The organism is Bradyrhizobium sp. GW821-FHT13H05 (genome assembly GCF_058804065.1).
In genome coordinates, this window is the sequence record NZ_JBXAPO010000004.1 from 228,150 (window position 1) to 243,474 (window position 15,325).

General features: G+C 63.6%; 15 protein-coding genes. 7 read left to right on the forward strand and 8 right to left on the reverse strand.

Translation table 11 applies throughout. The features are described 5' to 3' along the window. Positions 1-5 precede the first annotated feature (5 nt). The 6 genes from AC1RR3_RS14385 (at position 6) to AC1RR3_RS14410 (ending at position 5,413) form a co-directional block, all read left to right on the forward strand. The gene (locus tag AC1RR3_RS14385) at positions 6-977 is read left to right on the forward strand and encodes a small ribosomal subunit Rsm22 family protein (RefSeq protein WP_492823594.1); all 972 of its coding nucleotides are present in this window, start codon (positions 6-8) and stop codon (positions 975-977) included. Between the two features lie 607 nt (positions 978-1,584). Further along, entirely contained in the window at positions 1,585-2,145 is a 561-nt protein-coding gene (locus AC1RR3_RS14390) for a LemA family protein (RefSeq protein WP_492823596.1), read from the forward strand. Between the two features lie 32 nt (positions 2,146-2,177). Further along, positions 2,178-3,392, forward strand: a complete 1,215-nt coding sequence (locus AC1RR3_RS14395; protein WP_492823598.1) for a M48 family metallopeptidase — start codon at positions 2,178-2,180, stop codon at positions 3,390-3,392. A 182-nt stretch (positions 3,393-3,574) separates the two neighbouring features. Next, a complete protein-coding gene (locus AC1RR3_RS14400) occupies positions 3,575-4,327 on the forward strand; it encodes a P-loop NTPase family protein (RefSeq protein WP_492823600.1) in 753 nt (250 codons plus the stop codon). Between the two features lie 63 nt (positions 4,328-4,390). Further along, a complete protein-coding gene (locus AC1RR3_RS14405; RefSeq protein ID WP_492823602.1) occupies positions 4,391-5,059 on the forward strand; it encodes a hypothetical protein in 669 nt (222 codons plus the stop codon). A 90-nt stretch (positions 5,060-5,149) separates the two neighbouring features. Then, complete coding sequence (locus tag AC1RR3_RS14410; RefSeq protein WP_492824222.1) at positions 5,150-5,413, forward strand: GIY-YIG nuclease family protein; 264 nt, start codon at positions 5,150-5,152, stop codon at positions 5,411-5,413. A gap of 88 nt (positions 5,414-5,501) precedes the next feature. On the opposite strand, the gene AC1RR3_RS14415 is transcribed toward AC1RR3_RS14410, so the two are convergent. The 8 genes from AC1RR3_RS14415 to petA form a co-directional block, all read right to left on the reverse strand. Then, positions 5,502-6,008: a GNAT family N-acetyltransferase gene (locus tag AC1RR3_RS14415; RefSeq protein ID WP_492823604.1), complete on the reverse strand. Its 507-nt coding sequence runs from the start codon at positions 6,006-6,008 to the stop codon at positions 5,502-5,504. 39 nt (positions 6,009-6,047) lie between these two features. Beyond that, positions 6,048-6,698, reverse strand: a complete 651-nt coding sequence (locus AC1RR3_RS14420; RefSeq protein ID WP_492823606.1) for a glutathione S-transferase family protein — start codon at positions 6,696-6,698, stop codon at positions 6,048-6,050. A gap of 137 nt (positions 6,699-6,835) precedes the next feature. Then, positions 6,836-7,369 (reverse strand): adenine phosphoribosyltransferase, encoded by a 534-nt coding sequence (locus AC1RR3_RS14425; protein WP_492823608.1) that lies wholly within the window; start codon positions 7,367-7,369, stop codon positions 6,836-6,838. A 10-nt stretch (positions 7,370-7,379) separates the two neighbouring features. After that, on the reverse strand, positions 7,380-9,545 hold the full coding sequence (locus tag AC1RR3_RS14430) for an anthranilate synthase component I (RefSeq protein WP_492823610.1): 2,166 nt from the start codon (positions 9,543-9,545) through the stop codon (positions 7,380-7,382). A 237-nt stretch (positions 9,546-9,782) separates the two neighbouring features. Continuing rightward, complete coding sequence (locus AC1RR3_RS14435; protein WP_492823612.1) at positions 9,783-10,982, reverse strand: DMP19 family protein; 1,200 nt, start codon at positions 10,980-10,982, stop codon at positions 9,783-9,785. A gap of 121 nt (positions 10,983-11,103) precedes the next feature. Next, positions 11,104-11,778 carry a dienelactone hydrolase family protein gene (locus tag AC1RR3_RS14440; protein ID WP_492823614.1) on the reverse strand — a complete coding sequence of 225 codons (675 nt, stop codon included), beginning with the start codon at positions 11,776-11,778 and terminating at the stop codon, positions 11,104-11,106. 146 nt (positions 11,779-11,924) lie between these two features. Continuing rightward, complete coding sequence (gene fbcH, locus AC1RR3_RS14445; protein WP_492823616.1) at positions 11,925-13,988, reverse strand: cytochrome b/c1; 2,064 nt, start codon at positions 13,986-13,988, stop codon at positions 11,925-11,927. Positions 13,989-14,050: 62 nt separating this feature from the next. Next, complete coding sequence (gene petA / locus AC1RR3_RS14450; protein ID WP_492823618.1) at positions 14,051-14,581, reverse strand: ubiquinol-cytochrome c reductase iron-sulfur subunit; 531 nt, start codon at positions 14,579-14,581, stop codon at positions 14,051-14,053. Between the two features lie 279 nt (positions 14,582-14,860). Here petA and AC1RR3_RS14455 point away from each other — a divergent pair, with 279 nt between their 5' ends. Beyond that, positions 14,861-15,319 (forward strand): tRNA (cytidine(34)-2'-O)-methyltransferase, encoded by a 459-nt coding sequence (locus AC1RR3_RS14455; RefSeq protein ID WP_492823620.1) that lies wholly within the window; start codon positions 14,861-14,863, stop codon positions 15,317-15,319. Positions 15,320-15,325: the final 6 nt, after the last annotated feature.

A 15,325-nucleotide genomic window follows, 5' to 3' on the forward strand; every position in this document is an offset into this window, starting at 1 on the left:
TGTGGATGATGATAGCTCCCACCCTCCCCGCCGAACTCAAGGCCGCCCTCGACGGAAAGCTCCAGGGCTTTTCGCGCACCGACGCCGCGCAGCGATCGCAGAAAATCTCGACCACCTATCGCGCCGGCGGCGGCTCCGGCACGATCAAGTCCGACGCCGACGCGCTCGCCTATGCGCTGGCGCGCATGCCCGCGACCTACGCGGCGGTAGCCGCCAGCCTGAACGCGTTAACCGAGATCGCACCGGACTTCGCCCCGGAGACACTGCTCGACGTCGGCGCAGGTCCGGGCACCGCAAGCTGGGCCGCGGCCGAGGCGTTCTCGTCGCTGCAAGATTTCACGCTGCTCGACGCCAACGCCACGCTGAGCCGGCTCGCGCTCGAACTGACACGCGACAGTACACGTTTGGCTGATTGCCGTTACCTGCCGGGCGATGCCGCCACCAATCTCACCGAAGCGTCGCAAGCCGATCTCGTGATCGCCAGCTACATCATCGGCGAACTCACCGAGAGCGACCAACGCAAGCTCACAGAGACGATGTGGGCGAAAGCGCGCCAAGCGCTGGTCGTGATCGAGCCCGGCACGCCGGCCGGTTACGCCCGCATCCTCACACTGCGCCAGCAACTGATCGGGCTAGGCGCCTTCGTCGCCGCGCCCTGCCCGCACGAAAAGCCCTGCCCGCTCGCCGCACCCGACTGGTGTCACTTCTCCCAGCGCCTGCCGCGCTCCCAGGCGCACCGCCAGATCAAGGGCGCCGACGTGCCGTTCGAGGACGAGCGGTTCATCTACGTCGCCCTGACCCGCGCACCGCCCGCGACGCGCGCCGCCCGCGTGCTGGCGCCGCCGGATGTCGGCAAGGCCGAGATTGCGGCGAAGGTCTGCACCGAGGACGGCGTCGCCATCACGAAGGTGCCGCGCCGCGACAAGGCCGCTTATGCGCGGGCCCGGCGCTGGCGCTGGGGCAACGTGGCCGTATAATGCCCGCTAAATGCGAACGTTAGGACCAGCGACCCCAGTCCCCTACTGCAACACTTTCGCCCCATGCAAACACTAGCGTTCCTGCCAGGATGGACCGTTGAGATCGATCGTGCAGCACGACGGCTGACGATTCTAAGGGAGTCCATTATCCCGTGGCCAGCGATCCTTCGACGGAAAACGATTGTCAATTCTTGCACCTTCGATGAGTGCACGGCGGTTGGTACCGTCCCGGACGACCCCGAAAGTCATATCTCGAGTGGAGTGTATCTGGACTTCAGGGGAGGAAGGGAGGTCATTCCGGTACTCCTTCCGAGTGAGGCTTCGAGACTTGCTACGGAATTGTCCGTTGCGACGGGAGCACCAAGGCGCGACGTAAAAAGCTGGCACCGCTCGCTCTGGGGTGGCTCTGACGATGACTGACGAACGATTTGGGCCGTAGCGCAGGCCACCATTGTGGCCGAAAGTTAACCACGGTTCACCGTTTTCGCTTTGAACTCGGGTGGCTTCCCATTCGACCAAGTCTTACCTCTTCTCTGCGCCGGGGCTCTCATCCCGCGCCAATTTGGTTTAGGCTGCGCCCGCCTTATTCCCCCTTCAGGAGTTCTCCATGTCGACCGGCTGGATCGTTCTCGGCGTCATCGTCGTCCTCGTGTTCCTGGCGTTCAGCGCCTACAACCGCCTGGTGGCGCTGGGGCAGCGCGTCGGCCAGGCCTTTGCCGACATCGACGTGCAGCTCAAGCAGCGCCACGATCTGGTCCCGAACCTGGTCGAGACAGTGAAGGGCTACGCCTCGCATGAGCGCGGCACGCTCGACGACGTCATCAAGGCGCGCAATTCGGCGATATCGGCGCAAGGACCTTCGCAGGTGTCCGCGGCCGAGAACCAGCTCTCCGGCGCGCTCGGCCGTCTGATCGCGCTGTCGGAGGCCTATCCCGACCTCAAGGCCAACGCCAACTTCCAGCAGCTTGCCAGCGAGCTCTCCGACCTCGAGAACAAGATCGCGGCGAGCCGCCGCTTCTTCAACAGCGCGGTCCAGGAATACAACACCGGCATCCAGCAGATGCCCGCCGCGCTGTTCGCCGGCATGTTCGGCTTCACCAAGAAGGACTTCTTCGATCTCGGCGCGAGCCGTACCGAGGTCGAGGCCGCGCCTCAGGTGAAGTTCTGAGTTGAGCCGATAGGCCGGCAGGGCATCGCGTCATGGCCGCGTATGGTCTCTACACGCACATCGCCTCGAACAAGTTTCGTTCGATGCTGCTGCTCGCCGGCCTGTTCGCGCTGGTCTACGTGCTGGTCTATGCCGGCGCGCTGGTTGCCGAAGTCGTCATCGACGGCAATGAGACCGTCGCCTATTATCTGAACCGGGCCTTCTACGACCTGCTGAAGGCCGCGCCCTTCGCGACGATCGCAGCGGCCGTCTGGATCGTGATCGCCTATTTCTTCCACCAGTCGATGATCGACGCGGTGACCGGCGGCCACGACGTCACCCGGCAGGAGGAGCCGCGGCTCTACAATCTGCTCGAAAATCTCTGCATCTCGCGCGGCATCACCATGCCGAAGCTGAAGATCATGGAGAGCCCGGCGCTGAACGCGTTCGCGACCGGCCTCAATCCGCGGCAATATTCCATCACCGTCACCACCGGCCTCCTCAATGCGCTCAATGACAAGGAGATCGAAGCGGTGCTGGGCCACGAGCTGACCCACATCAAGAACGGCGACGTGCAACTGATGGTGGTCGCCGTCATCATCGCCGGCGTGGTCGGCTTCTTCGGCGAATTGTTCTTCCGCCTGTTCACGAATTTCAGCTGGAGCTCCGGCGGCTCGTGGTCATCGGGCTCCTCCTCGTCGTCGCGGTCGTCCTCGTCATCGAGCGACAGCAAGAGCTCCGGCGGCGCGGTGATCGTGATCATCATCGCGGTCGTGCTGATCGTGGTGGCCTGGCTGATGTCGCAGGTGGTCAAGCTCGCATTGTCGCGCTCGCGCGAATACCTCGCCGACGCCGGCTCCGTCGAGCTGACCAAAGACCCCGATGCCATGATCTCGGCGCTGCGCAAGATCGAGAACCGCGGCGAGCTGCCGGGCGCGACCTCGGCGGTGATGGAGCTGTGCGTGGACAATCCGCGCGAGGGCTTTGCCGATCTGTTCGCGACCCACCCCTCGGTGCAGTCCCGGGTCGATGCGCTGGTCAAATTCGCCGGCGGTCACGATCCCGGTCCGCTGCCGGACCCGCCTGACGAGACGGAACAGTCCGAGGCGCAGGCCGATCCGCAGGATGGGCCGCCGCCGGTACCCCACGGCCCGTGGAACGATGCAGGCAGCCCGGCCAATCCGCCGCCCGTGCCCGCGCCAAGCCCCTCAGGAACCCCGGCAGGCAACCCGATCGGGAATCCCGTGGGTCCCTGGGGCCGGCACTAAGCACGCTCCGCGGCCGGGTTCACTGCAATCTGGAAAAACCTCGGGAATTGCAGCAACCGCGGCCTCCGGAATTGAATTCTCCCTTGTTTCTGCCATGTTCGCGCCCAACAGCAGACTCGGGACATCGATTTGGGGCCCGGCCGATTGCGACCTCGCGATCGGGGGCGCGTTAGGGGACAGCAATGGCAAAGCCGGCAGTGGTTGTGGTGGGCGCGGACAAGGGCGGGGTCGGCAAGACCACGGTGTCGCGCACCTTGCTCGATTATTTTTCCGCCAACAACGTGCCGACGCGCGCTTTCGACACGGAATCCCCGCGCGGAACGCTGAAGCGCTTCCACCCTGACATCACCGAGATCGTCGACATGACGACGACGTCGGACCAGATGAAGATCTTCGACACGCTCAACGCGACCAGCCCGTCGGTGACTGTGATCGACGTCCGCGCCGGCCTGCTCTCGCCGGCGCTGGCGTCGCTGCGCGACATCGGTTTCCTCGACGCCGCCAAGGCCGGCCAGATCACGTTTGCGGTGTTCCATATCCTGGGACCCTCGATCGCCTCGCTGGACGAGATCGCCGAGACCGCGGGCTTCATGGGCGGGGCAAAATATTTCCTGGTGAAGAACTTCATCAACGATACCCAGTTCTTCCAGTGGGACCAGGCGACTTACCAATCCTATTTCAACCGCATCAAGGACGCGACCGAGCTCACCATCCCCAAGCTCAACGAAATGGCCTATGAGCAGGTCGAAGTCTCGTCCGTCCCGTTCCTGAAATTCGTCGCCAACAAGGGCATCAACGACGAGGCCGCGAACTATTCGTTCGTGCTGCGCGGCTATGTCCGGCACTGGCTTGCGAACGTCTGGAGCGAGTTCGACCGGATCCGGCTGACCGACATCGTCGGCTCGAAGCCCGGCGCCCGCAGCAGCGAAAAATAGTTGCGGGCGACGTCCGGATACGGCTGGATTGGGGCGGTCAGTTCGCTCAGACAATAGCCCGTGATGCCCGCGACGCCCCTCTACATCATCTGTTCGCCCCGCCCGCAGGTCGGCAAGACGCTGCTGGCGCGGCTATTGACTGAATTCCTGTTGCTCAAGAACGGCAACGTCACGGCCTTCGACGTCAATCTGAAAGAGCCGTCGCTGCTCGATTATCTGCCGAAGGTCACCGAAACCGCGGATGTGATCGATACATTCGGCAAGATGCAGCTGATGGACCGCGTCATCGTCGACGATGGGCTTGCCAAGGTGATCGACCTCGGTTTTCACGCCTTCGACGAGTTCTTCAAGATGACCGACGAGATCGGCCTGCTCAAGGAGGCCGCGCGCCGCCATGTCGCGCCGATGATCCTGTTCGTGGCCGACACCGACCGCGTCTCCGCCCGGGCGCATGAGATGCTGCGCGAGCGGATCCCGCGGATGAACCTGATCACGGTGGACAATGAGCACATCGTGCGCGGCGAGCTGCCGGCCGCAATGGCGGTCGGGCGGGTATTCCGCCTGCCCGCGCTGCCCGGCTTCCTGAAGACCTATGTCGACCGGCTGAACTTCTCTTTCACCGGCTATCTGCGCCAGGAGAAGGACGCCTCGACCGAGTTGCACCAGTGGACCCGGCGCAATTACCTCGCCTTCCGCGAGCTGGAGCTGAGCCTGATCCTGCAACGGTCCTGAGGTGAACATTTTACCCGGATAATATTGACTGCGAGGCGGACTGTGCCTATGAGGACGCCCATCGGCGTCCCCTCCAGCAAGGTCCATCCCGTGAGCATCGACCGGAAAGCAGCCATCGCCGCCTACAAGGCGCCGAACCTCGAAACGATCCAGAACCGCATCTGGTTTTCGCTGCGCCAGGGCAGCCACACCTGCCGCAGCCTCCAGATTGCCTGGAACACGCACGGCGAGGCCGACCTGACGTTCGGCGAGTGCGAGCGGCTGGAGGATGAGGAAAGCGGCTATGTCAGGAACGCGCTGCTGAGGGAGCGAATGCTGCACTGGCTGGCGGAACTGAAGGCCGAGGCGATCTAGGCGAGATGCGACGCCAGGAGAGCCTTCTTCGGGCACGTGGCTCGCTCCCAGGATGGGAGGGATCCGCGATCAGGACGATATTGGTCTTTCATATGCAGAGGACGTAGTACCGTGAGTAAGTTTCGCCACCCGGGTCCCAAGAGGCCGTGGGTTGGAAGCCCATCCTTTCGTACAGACGATGCGAGTCCGTCAGCGCGTTGTTGCTGGACAAGCGTATCCGACCGTAGCCTGCACTGCGGGCAAAGCTAATAAGTCCATCTCCGATAGCCCGTGCGATTCCGCGGCCACGGTAGATTGGGGCTACAAACATGCGAACCATTTCGCACTCTCGATCATCTAAACATTTGATCGCGCCGGTGCCGATGATTGCGCTTTCGGCGATCGCACACAAAAAGAGAGCCCGATCGACGTACACGCCTTCCGCGTTGTCGACGTCCGACAAACGCGAATAGATAAAGTCCCGTACAAAGGAGTCCGGGTGGCCATCAAAATGCTCATGCCAGGCGGCCTCGATGAGCCGCCGAGCCCCCGGCGCGTCGCCAAGTCGGAATGGCCGAATTGTCCAATTGGGTTCCAGCCGCGTGAGGATCGCCATGGGCATCGCCCCCCTTGACCATAGTCCCTCACGTGCAAATCAAAAATCAAGCCGACCGTAGAGTTCGTCGAATGGTACGCACACATGCTCACGGTAGGCGGACCTCGATTGCAGCCGCTCATACCAGCGCTCAACGTTCGGCAAGTTCGGGCGCGGAAGGTCAAGATTAAGGTAGCGATAAAGGTGGGTCCCTATCGGAATATCGGCAAGTGACAGGCGGTCTCCCAGCATGAAAGACCGGCCGTTCAACTGATGGTCGATGTGTTTCAGACAACGGCTGGTTTGTTCCAGAGCTTTGTCGACCGCAACCAAATTGCGCTGCGCTTCGGGCGTCCTGTACCAGCCCCAAAATACGCCAATCATGAATGCTGGCTGCAACGCGGTTTGCGACCAGTCCATCCATTGATCTGCCGTCGCCCGCTCAGCCGGATTCGTCTTCCAGAACGAAGTTTCGGAAGAGTATTTGGCCGCAAGATATCTTAAGATGGCGTGCGACTCCCAGACCCTGATCCCAGCGTCATCAATCAATGGAACACGGCCATGCGGGTTCATGGCCAGGAATTCTGCCGTACCCAGCCCCCCGAACGAGCCTCCAAGCTCGACATGCTTGTGCGCGATGCCGAGCTCACCGATCAGCCACATCACCTTCTGTAAGTTGAACGACGATTTGCGGCCGTAGACGGTGAGCATTTGGCGTAGGCCTCAACTGGGATATTGTATTCTACCTAAAGTAGCAGAAAAGCAAAAATGAAGTGACGGCACAAGCTGCAATGGCTCCTCACTGCCGTCCGGCTGGCGCTATCCCTGATCTCCCGCGCCAAAGCGACTCAATGCCCCTCGAACGTCATCAGCGTGCGCACCGGCACGTCCATGGCGCGCAGCTTGGCGGCGCCGCCGAGTTCGGGCAGGTCGATGATGAAACAGGCGGCGACCACATTGGCGCCGATCTGGCGCAGAAGCTTCACCGCGCCCTCGGCGGTGCCGCCGGTGGCGATGAGGTCGTCGACCAGGATGACGCGCTCGCCGGGCGCGATGGCGTCGACATGCATCTCCATCTCGTCGATGCCGTATTCCAGCGAATAGGCGATGCGCACGGTGGTGTGCGGCAGCTTGCCCTTCTTGCGGATCGGCACGAAGCCGGCAGAGAGCTGATGCGCCACCGCGCCGCCGATGATGAAGCCGCGCGCTTCCATGCCGGCGACCTTGTCGATCTTGTTGCCGGCCCAGGGATTGACAAGCTCGTCGACCGCGCGGCGGAACGCGCGCGCGTCCGCGAGCAAGGTCGTGATGTCGCGGAACATGATCCCCGGCTTGGGATAGTCGGGGATGGTGCGAACGCTCGCCTTCAGATCGTATGTCATAACCAACCTCTCAACTGACGGACGCTTCCAGCCGGAATGCGTTCTCGACAATCCTCAAGCCCACCTCGTTGCCGAGCGACATCAGCGATTCCGGATGGAATTGCACGCCGGCGACCGGCAGCGTCTTGTGCTCCATCGCCATGGCGACACCGTCCCCGGTGCTGGCCGTGACATCAAGCACCTCCGGCATGCTGTCGCGCTCGACAAAGAGTGAATGATAGCGGCCGATGATAATTTCGTTCGGCAAATTGCGCATCAGCCGCCCGCCGCGGACCTGCACCCGCGAGGGCCGGCCGTGGGCGGGATGGGTGAGCTGGCCGAGCTCGCCGCCGAAATATTCGCCGATCGCCTGCACGCCGAGGCAGACGCCGAACACCGGCAGCTTCTTCTCCAGCGCCGCATCGATCGTCTTCCTGATCCCGAAATCCTCGGGCCGGCCCGGGCCGGGCGACAGCACCAGCAAATCCCACCTCTTCCGCTTGAGCATGTCCAGCGCATGCACATAGCGGACCACGGTGACGTCGGCGCCGACCTGGCGGAAATAATCGGCGAGCATGTGCACAAAGCTGTCGTCGTGGTCGATCAGCAGCACCTGCTTGCCCGAGCCGGTGGCATCGGGCGCGAAGGTCGACAGCGGCTTTGGCGGATCGCCGCGCAGCGCCTGGAACAGCGCTGCAGCCTTGACCTGGCATTCGCGGTCTTCGGCGGCCGGATCGGAGTCGAACAGACAGGTCGCGCCGACGCGTACTTCGGCGAGGCCCTCCTTCATGCGGATGGTGCGGATGGTGAGGCCGGTGTTGATGCTACCGTCGAAATTCACCGCGCCGATCGCGCCGGCATACCAGCGCCGCGGCGAACGCTCGTGATCCTCCACGAACTGCATCGCCCAGAGCTTTGGCGCGCCTGTTACGGTGACGGCCCAGGCATGGGTAAGGAAGGCGTCGAGCGCGTCGAAGCCGGGGCGCAGCATGCCCTCGACGTGATCGACGGTGTGGAACAGCTTTGAGTAGGTCTCGATCTGCCGGCGCGCCAGCACCTTGATCGTGCCGGGCACGCAGACGCGCGCCTTGTCGTTGCGGTCGACGTCGGTGCACATGTTCAGCTCGAACTCGTCCTTCTCCGAGTTCAGGAGCTGGCGGATCTGCTCGGCATCGCCGATCGCGTCACTGCCGCGCGCGATGGTGCCCGAGATCGGGCAGGTCTCGACGCGGCGTCCGTCCGAGCGCACGAACATTTCCGGCGAGGCCGAGACGAGAAACTCGCCCTCGCCGAGATTCATCAGCGCGCCATAGGGCGAGGGATTGATGACGCAGAGCCGCTGGAAGACTTCCGCCGGCGAGCGGTCGCAGGGCTCGGCGAACAGCTGCCCCGGCACCGCTTCGAACAGATCGCCACGCGCAAAAGCCGCGCGCGCGGTTTCCACCGTGGCCTGATATTCGCCGGGGGCGTGATCGGCAAAGCCCTGGCGCGGTGTCTTCAGGTACGGGCTCTCGGCCGTTTCGTGCGGCAGGCCCGCGGTGGACTTGCCCTTCCAGGCGAAGTCGTAGGAGAGCACCACGCCGCGGCCGGTGGCGCGGTCATAGGCCAGCAGGCGGTCGGGCACGTAGAGCACGATGTCGCGCTGATCGACCTCGCGCGGGCGCTTCTGCACGAGGTCCTCGATCTGGAACACGAGGTCGTAGGCGAAGGCGCCGAACAGGCCGAGCAGCCCGTCGTCATTGGCAGAGAAGGCAGCGACGAGGTCGCGCACCAGCGACATCACGCTGGCGCGCCGCGTGCGCTGGTCTTCCTCGATCGGGGCATCGCCGCGGATGATGTGGCCGGCAAGGCGCGTCGCCGTCTTCTCGGAGATCACGACGCAGGGCTCGCGCAGCACGTCGCCGAGGAAGGCGATCAGCACCTGGCCGCGTTCGTTCAGCGCCTCCAGCTTGAAATTGACGCCAGTGGTCTCGAGCTTGAGCGGCGGGTCGGAGAAGCCGAGGTCAAAGCTCTCGTAGCGGCCGGGCACGGTCGTGCCCGAGGACAGCACCACGCCGCGGCGGCGGTCGAGCAGGTTGATGAGATCGTCGAGCCGGCTCGCACCGCCGGTAAACTGCTCGGCCACGCGAGTGATCGCGAGACCTGCGCGGGTCACATAGTCGCTTCTGGCCGGGAGGGCAAAGACTGTCCTGTTCATGTGGTCCTCTTACGAAACTTGCCGAGGGAACGCCACACAGGACAAACGATCAGGCCGCCGCGCTGTGCTGGCGACCTTCGACGATTTATGGAAAAGAAATCGCACCGGCCACCTCTTAGGAGGTGCGCCACCAAAGACGGGCTGGGCGGACGGCGGTGCTCATGGGCGGATACTCACCATGGCACGGGGACGGCGTCAAGGGTTGGCAGACCGCCTCGATCGCCAACATGGCGCGGCTTATGCCCGAATCTGCAGGCTGTCACGCCCCAAGGTCGCCGCTGCGGCGTGACGCTCGATTTCGGCTCGGGTCACGTTGAGCGCGGGCGCACCATCGGCTTCGATAACACTGGCATGGTCGGCCAAGGTTTCAACCAAAACGCCGGTCTTCCCTGTGACCGCACACCATGTGGCCCGATCCTCGCTCACACTCAAAGCTGTGATCATCGCGGCCGGGTCCAGTCCCGACTTCCGCAACAGCAGGTCGATGGCTTCGGCCGCCAGGTTCCGCTCGGCAATTCTCACGAAATTCCGAGTCTTTTCAGCCTGCACAATAGATAGCCGCGCGCCAATCAGTGTCGGCGGAAAGCTCTTCAAGGCTTCGGGCGTTTCGGCAGACTTCGGGCTCGTATTGCCCGGACCGAATTCATAGAGCTGCCCCCCGGCCTCCTCATACACGCACAGTCGCGGGCCCTTGTTGGTTTGAACGGTCAAAGCCTTGCTTTGCATCCCCGGCTTGTCCCCGTTGCTTTCCGGGAACACCAGCAGCTTGAACTCCGGCTCGGGCGCCACAGCCCCGCATGCGGCGGCAACCGTGATTTGCAGTGGGTCCGTCATCTGGAAGCTGATCTCCTGAACGCTTCGCCATATCCGGCGCTGTGACAGATGGGGATGAAGTTGCGCAAGCCGTTCGGTTTCGGAGGCGTATTGCTCCCGAGCGACTGCGCGCAATTCTGGCCAGTTCGCAATCCATCGGGCCGCGAGCGCCCTCATCGGCTGCTGCCGCTCGGCTTCGTTTAAGCGGTGGTCGAGCGCCTCGAGCGCTGCAGCACGCGCAGTGTGTCCGTTCTGCAAGGCGGCCTCGTCGGGGTGCTCCTTCACCCAAGCCATCATCTCCTGCAGCATCTGCCGTTGCGCGCTTGCCCCCATGGCTTTCAGCCCAGCGAGCGCATCCTCAGCTATCACCGGAAGCATCGCGATGCCGGTATTACCGATGAACTGACTGTGACCGCCGTTGCGGACCTGCGAGACATAATAATCGGCGTGACAGGCCTGCATCGCCACGACGGGCAGTTCACGCCCGGTGTATCCGGCACGTCGAATGTCCCTGGCGTACTCCCCCACGGCTTCGATCAGGCTGTCGACATTCTCAGAGTCCTGTGCAGCCTTCAGCGCTTCGCAAGTGACAACAACCGTTGCCAACCGACCAGCCTCGATCATCGTGCCCCCGCGTCCGCAATGGCGAAACGCCACGCAATTACGCCTTGTGATTGCAGAAGGCAATTATAAACGTAACGCGGCAGGAGGCGTCGGGCCGATCCGCGCGCAGGCAGGCGGCGTCCTAAGCCAGATACTTCCGGAAAAACTCCGTCGCTCGGCCCCAGGCGAGCTCGGCGGCTTCGCGGTCGTGCACGGCCTGGCGCTGCTCGTTGACGAAGGCGTGCTCGGCGTCATAGCGGAACAGCTCCAGCGACTTGCCGGCGGCCTTCATGGCCTTCTCGAAGCCGTTGACCAGCTCCGGCGTGCACCAATCGTCCTTGTTGGCGAAATGGGCCTGGAGCGGGATCTTGACGTCGGCGGGCTTGGCCGCCTGCTCCGGCGGAATGCCGTAGAACACGACGCCGGCTGCGAGCTCCGGCACATGCACGGCGCCGATGATGGTGACGGCGCCGCCGAGGCAGAAGCCCGTCAGCCCGACCTTGGCGCCGTTGCGCGACAGATATTGCGTGGCGCCGCGCACCGTCTGCGTGGTGGCGTCCATGAAATCGAGCGAGTTCATCTCTTTGCCGGCGGCGTCCGTGTCGTGATACGGCACCACCTTGCCCTTGTAGAGATCGGGCGCCAGCGCGTCGAAACCGGCGAGCGCAAAGCGGTCGCACAGGCCCTTGATCTGGTCCGACAGGCCCCACCATTCCTGGATCACGACCACGCCCGGCGCATTGCCGCGCGCGGCGTTGGCGAGATAGCCCGAGGCGTCCTTGCCGTCCGGGCGCTTGAAGGTGATGGCGGTTCCCATGGTGTCCTCCGACGAGTTTCTGGGGGAGCGGTTGGCGGTATTTTGGCCGCTGGGAGCGCGATAGGCAATCGCGCCAGACAACACACGCGCGTGTCCAACAAAAAAGCCCCCTTGCGGGGGCTTCTTCATGTCTCGTCTCGCGCGGCTCAGTGCGAGTCGGCCCAGACCTTCTTCTTGGTGAAGTACATCAGGCCGGCGAAGATGATCAGGAAGATGAAAACCTGGAAGCCGAGGCGCTTGCGCGCCTCCATGTGCGGCTCGGCGGTCCACATCAGGAACGTGGTGACGTCCTTGGCATATTGCGCGACCGTGGCCGGCGAGCCGTCGTCATAGGTCACCTGGCCGTCGCTGAGCGGCTTCGGCATCTTGATGGCGTGGCCCGGGAAGTACTTGTTGTAGTACGAGCCCTCCGGAATGGTCACGCCTTCCGGCACCTTCTCCTCAAACCCCTGGAGCACAGCCGAGACGTAATCCGGGCCCTGCTCCTGGTACTGGCTGAAGAAGTCGATGATGAACATCGGGAAACCGCGGCCATAGGAGCGCGCCTTGGTGATCAGCGAGAGGTCGGGCGGTGCCGCACCACCGTTCGCCGCGCGCGCGGCCTGCTCGTTCGGGAACGGCGAGGGGAAATAGTCCGCCGCACGGCCCGGGCGCTCGAACATGTCGCCGGCATCGTTCGGACCGTCCTTGATCTTGTAGTCGGAGGCGAAAGCCGCCACCTGCGCCGTCGAATAGCCGGGGCCGCCGGCATCTCCGAGATTGCGGAAGGCGATATAGGACAGGCCGTGGCAGTTGGCGCAGACTTCCTTGTAGACCTTGAGGCCGCGCTGCAACGCGCCGCGGTCATAATGTCCGAAAGGGCCCGCAAACGACCATTTGTTGCCCGGCGGCTTGTCGCTGCCTTCGTTGGCGCGTGCGTCCTGTAGGGAACCGAGGAACAGCGCGCCGGCGGCGACGAGCGCGATGGCGACGGAGGTCACCGCCTTGCCGCCCTTGGCGAGGATCGCCTCCGAGATCGAGTTCGGGACCGGCCGCGGCGTCTCGATGCGCGAGAGCAGCGGCAGCACGATCAGGAAGTAGGCGAAGTAGCAGACCGTCAGGACCCGGCCGGCGATCACATAGATGCCTTCCGGCGGCTGCGCGCCGAGATAGCCGAGCAGGATGCAGACCGCGACGAAGATCCAGAAGAACTGCTTGGCCAGCGGCCGGTACTTCGACGATTTGGTCTTGGCGGCATCGAGCCAGGGCAGGAAGCACAGGATGATGATCGCCGAGAACATCCCGATCACGCCCGCGAGCTTGTTCGGGATCGAGCGCAGGATCGCGTAGAACGGCAGGTAATACCATTCCGGCACGATGTGCGGCGGGGTCACGCCCGGGTTCGCCGGGATGTAGTTGTCGGCATCGCCCAGATAGTTCGGCATGTAGAAGATGAACCAGGCGTAGAGCAGCAGGAAGCAGGCGACGCCGAATCCGTCCTTGATGGTCGCGTGCGGCGTGAACGGCACCGTGTCCTTTTCCGTCTTCGGCTCGACGCCGTCAGGATTGTTCTGGCCGGCGACATGCAGCGCCCAGACGTGGAGCACGACGACGCCCGCGATCAGGAACGGCAGCAGGTAATGCAGCGAGAAGAAGCGGTTCAAGGTCGGGTTGCCGACCGAATAGCCGCCCCACAAGAGCGTCACGATGCTCTCGCCGACATAGGGAATGGCGGAGAACAGATTGGTGATGACGGTGGCGCCCCAGAAGCTCATCTGGCCCCACGGCAGCACGTAGCCCATGAAGCCCGTCGCCATCATCAGGAGGTAGATGATGACGCCGAGGATCCACAGCACCTCGCGCGGCTCCTTGTACGAGCCGTAATAGAGGCCACGCAGCATGTGGACGTAGACCGCGAAGAAGAACATCGACGCGCCGCAGGCATGCATGTTGCGCAGCAGCCAGCCGTAATTGACGTCGCGGACCAGCAGCTCGACCGACTTGAAGGCGAGATCGGCATGCGGCGTGTAGTGCATCGCCAGGATCACGCCGGTCAGGATCTGCATCCCCAGCATGAAGGAGAGGATCGCGCCGAAGGTCCACCAGTAGTTCAGGTTGCGCGGGGTGGGATAGACGACGAAGGAAGAGTGCACGAGACCCATGATCGGCAGACGTCGCTCGATCCATTGCAGGGCCGGGTTGCTCGGCTGGAAGTCGGATGGTCCGCTCATGATGCGATCCTGAGGAAATAATACGACATGACGGTTCGAGGCTTCGGACGCGGGTCCGAAGCTCAGCCGATCTGGATTTTGGTGTCGGAAACGAAAGAGTACGGCGGCACCGGCAGGTTCGCGGGCGCGGGCCCCTGGCGGATGCGACCGGACGAATCGTACTGCGAACCATGGCAGGGGCAGAAGAACCCGTCGTAATTGCCTTCATGAGCGATCGGGATGCAGCCGAGATGGGTGCAGATGCCGATCACCACCAGCCACTGATCGTGGCCGGATTTGACCCGGGCCTCGTCGCTCTGCGGATCGGGCAGGCTCGCCACGGGAACGGCGCGCGCCTCGTCGATCTGCTTCTTGGTGCGGTGGCTGATGTAGATCGGCTTGCCGCGCCAGAACACCTTGATGTCCTGCCCCTCGGCGACCGGGCTGAGATCGACCTCGATCGGCGCACCGGCCGCGATGGTCGACGCATCAGGATTCATTTGAGAGATGAAGGGCCAGAGCGCAGCCGCGCCCCCTACTGCAGCAGCTGCCCCCGTTGCAACGAATAAGAAATCACGGCGTGTCGGATGGTCCGCCGAAGACGCTGTCGTCACGATTCCAACCCTTTCTTCTTATGCTGCCGGCGGAACCGTTCCAGGAGCCCCCAAGGTCCCCGGAACAGAGCTGCCGGCGCCCGCGGCCCCCCGCGGCGGCAGAACTTGGCTTGTCCCCGCCAAAACAAGGCGAAAACAGCAGTCCAGAATCATTCTATTGGCACCCTTGCCGGGCGAGCGCAAGCTCGCTAACGGCGTGGGGGCGTGCAATGCACGAATTCCGCGGCCAGCGATGTTTTATTGAGACATTTCCGGCCCGCACCCCACCCGATACAACCCATGCAGATCGCTCTTTTCCAACCCGACATCGCCCAGAACACCGGCACGATTCTCAGGCTCTGCGCCTGTCTGGGCATGGCTGCCCATATCATCGAACCGGCGGGCTTCCCGGTCTCCGACCGCCTGTTCCGCCGGGCGGGAATGGATTACCTCGACCATGTCAGCCTGACCCGCCACGACTCCTGGTCGAAATTCGAGGAGTGGCGCGCGGCACATGGCGCCCGCCTGATCCTGTTCACCACCAAGGCCGCCACCGATTACCGCGATTTTCATTACCAGACGTCGGACATCCTGCTATTCGGGCGCGAGAGCGCCGGTGTCACCGACGCGGTGGTCGAGGCCGCCGATGCGCGGCTGGTGATCCCGATCACGCCGGGACTGCGGTCGCTCAATGTCGCCATGACCGCGGCGATGGCCGCAGGCGAGGCGCTGCGGCAGATCCGGAACCCGCAAGGTTGAGATGTT

Coding starts and splice junctions, on each gene's coding strand:
- AC1RR3_RS14385 (WP_492823594.1), top strand. CDS start 6: ATGATGATAGCTCCCACCCTCCCCGCCGAACTCAAGGCCGCCCTCGAC.
- AC1RR3_RS14390 (WP_492823596.1), top strand. CDS start 1,585: ATGTCGACCGGCTGGATCGTTCTCGGCGTCATCGTCGTCCTCGTGTTC.
- AC1RR3_RS14395 (WP_492823598.1), top strand. CDS start 2,178: ATGGCCGCGTATGGTCTCTACACGCACATCGCCTCGAACAAGTTTCGT.
- AC1RR3_RS14400 (WP_492823600.1), top strand. CDS start 3,575: ATGGCAAAGCCGGCAGTGGTTGTGGTGGGCGCGGACAAGGGCGGGGTC.
- AC1RR3_RS14405 (WP_492823602.1), top strand. CDS start 4,391: ATGCCCGCGACGCCCCTCTACATCATCTGTTCGCCCCGCCCGCAGGTC.
- AC1RR3_RS14415 (WP_492823604.1), bottom strand. CDS start 6,008: ATGGCGATCCTCACGCGGCTGGAACCCAATTGGACAATTCGGCCATTC.
- AC1RR3_RS14420 (WP_492823606.1), bottom strand. CDS start 6,698: ATGCTCACCGTCTACGGCCGCAAATCGTCGTTCAACTTACAGAAGGTG.
- AC1RR3_RS14425 (WP_492823608.1), bottom strand. CDS start 7,369: ATGACATACGATCTGAAGGCGAGCGTTCGCACCATCCCCGACTATCCC.
- AC1RR3_RS14430 (WP_492823610.1), bottom strand. CDS start 9,545: ATGAACAGGACAGTCTTTGCCCTCCCGGCCAGAAGCGACTATGTGACC.
- AC1RR3_RS14435 (WP_492823612.1), bottom strand. CDS start 10,982: ATGATCGAGGCTGGTCGGTTGGCAACGGTTGTTGTCACTTGCGAAGCG.
- AC1RR3_RS14440 (WP_492823614.1), bottom strand. CDS start 11,778: ATGGGAACCGCCATCACCTTCAAGCGCCCGGACGGCAAGGACGCCTCG.
- fbcH (WP_492823616.1), bottom strand. CDS start 13,988: ATGAGCGGACCATCCGACTTCCAGCCGAGCAACCCGGCCCTGCAATGG.
- AC1RR3_RS14455 (WP_492823620.1), top strand. CDS start 14,861: ATGCAGATCGCTCTTTTCCAACCCGACATCGCCCAGAACACCGGCACG.